This window comes from Nocardiopsis sp. NPDC006832, assembly GCF_040635885.1.
GTDB lineage: Bacteria > Actinomycetota > Actinomycetes > Streptosporangiales > Streptosporangiaceae > Nocardiopsis.
In genome coordinates, this window is the sequence record NZ_JBEYLC010000133.1 from 1 (window position 1) to 2,360 (window position 2,360).

General features: G+C 28.1%; 2 protein-coding genes. Both read left to right on the forward strand.

The window, feature by feature from the left end; translation table 11 throughout:
- Positions 1-510: 510 nt before the first annotated feature.
- Complete coding sequence (tsaE, locus tag ABZ717_RS28500; protein ID WP_358516341.1) at positions 511-870, forward strand: tRNA (adenosine(37)-N6)-threonylcarbamoyltransferase complex ATPase subunit type 1 TsaE; 360 nt, start codon at positions 511-513, stop codon at positions 868-870.
- A 34-nt stretch (positions 871-904) separates the two neighbouring features.
- Positions 905-2,360: IS1182-like element ISSep1 family transposase (locus ABZ717_RS28505; RefSeq protein WP_358516344.1), on the forward strand; the 1,456-nt coding region annotated here is incomplete at its 3' end.

The following is a 2,360-nucleotide window of genomic DNA, read 5'->3' on the forward strand; positions in this document are numbered from 1 at the left end:
AAATAATCAAAAAAATAATAAAAAAGACAATTTCTATATTATTTCAATAGAAATTGTCTTTTTTTACTTATCCTGGGACTTTATGTCCCACACTCATTAAGTCCCATCCAACTAGAAATAGGACTTAAACATTTAGAAGTTAAAACTTTTCTAAAGTTCGAGTCCTTACGAGTATAATAAAATGATAATAGCATGTTGAGTTGTTGGTAGGTCTAGCGTAGATAGATAAGTCATTTTATTATACTCCTTTCGTTGAATGGTCATTTATTCTTAATAGTTTGAATTGTTTTAAAATTTGATAAATTCAATTTACTACATGTGGTGAATTGTGTCAATAATAAATTTAGAATTTTCTAAAAATTTATAGAGGACAAGCTTAAATATTTTACGAAGAAATTTGAATTAAAATTTGTTACAATGAATAAGTTAATAAACCATGTAGAAATGTTTATATATCTTTAAATATAGAGATAATTTGATTTTAAATAATCATATATAGGAGAGTAAAAATTGATAACTATTCACAATTTAAATGAAATGGATAAATTTGCTCAAATACTTGTAAAACATTTAAGTGCTAAGGACTTGATTTTATTAAATGGTGACCTAGGAGCAGGGAAAACTACATTAACGCAATTTATAGGAAAAGCGTTAGGTGTTAAAAGAACGATAAACTCACCAACATTTAATATAATCAAATCTTATACAGGTTCAAGCATACGATTACATCATATGGACTGTTATCGACTTGAAGGTGAGGAAGATGATTTACGTCCTGTTCCCTCAAGAGTCTCGCCAAAATACTTTGTATTCATATGTAATTTTACATTAAAATACTTTAAAAAAATAAGGCCCTTTCGTATAATTTAATAAACATCACTAAACTAAATTAACGAGGTGCCTTATGTATAAAGATTATAACATGACTCAACTTACTCTACCAATGGAAACTTCAGTTCTTATCCCCACAAATGATATTTCACGACATGTAAATGATATTGTAGAAACAATTCCCGAGACTGAATTCGATGAATTCAGACATCATCGAGGTGCAACATCATACCATCCAAAAATGATGTTAAAAGTAGTTTTATATGCCTACACCCAATCTGTGTTTTCAGGACGTAAGATAGAAAAATTACTCAATGATAGTATCCGAATGATGTGGCTATCACAAAATCAAAAGCCTTCTTATAAAACGATTAATCGATTTAGAGTAAATCCCAAAGTAGACGCTTTATTAGAATCATTATTTATTCAATTTCATAGTCAGTGTTTGAAACAAAATCTTATTGATGATCAGGCCATTTTTATTGATGGTACGAAAGTTGAGGCAAATGCCAATCGATATACATTTGTATGGAAAAAGAGTATTCAAAACCATGAGTCAAGAATGAATGAAAACTCTAAAGCACTCTATCATGAATTGGTGATAAATAAAATCATACCTGAGATTAAAAAAGATCATGATAATGACTTAACAAAAGAAGAAATAGATTTGATTGGTAGTCATTTAGATAAAGAAATCGAAGATTTAAACCAACATATCGATAATGAAAAATGTACTAAAATAAGAAAACAAATACGGCTCAAAAGAACTAAAATTAAAAAATACAAAAAGCAAATTAATGATTACTCTCAGCGAAAGCATAAATACGAAGTCCAAAAATCTATTTTAAAGGATAGAAATAGTTATTCTAAAACAGATCACGATGCCACATTTATGAGAATGAAAGAAGATCATATGAAAAATGGACAACTTAAACCGGGGTATAATTTACAAATAGCGACAAATTCTCAATTTGTTTTATTTTATAATGTGTATCAAAATCCGACTGATACAAGAACAATGATACCTTTTTTAAATACAATACAAGAGACCTACGGTCATTTACCTGAATATATTGTAGCTGACGCAGGTTATGGTAGCGAAGCCAATTATATGGCAATTATAGATAATTTTAATCGAACGCCACTCATAACTTATGGAATGTTTATAAAAGATAAAACTAAAAAATATAAAAGTGACATCTTTAATACTCAAAATTGGGATTATGACGAAATTAACGATGAATTCATTTGTCCGAATAATAAAAGACTAGGATTTAAAAGATATGCCTATCGTCATGATAAATATGGTTTTAAACGAGACTTTAAATTATATGAATGTGATGATTGTTCAGAATGCCCTCTGAAACAACAATGTATGAACTTCAATTCAAAAACAAATAAAAAAATAATGAAAAATTATAATTGGGAATATTTTAAAGCCCAAATTAATAAAAAGCTTTCAGAACCAAAAACAAAAACCATCTACAGTCAAAGAAAAATTGATGTGGAGCCTGTTTTTGGATTTATGA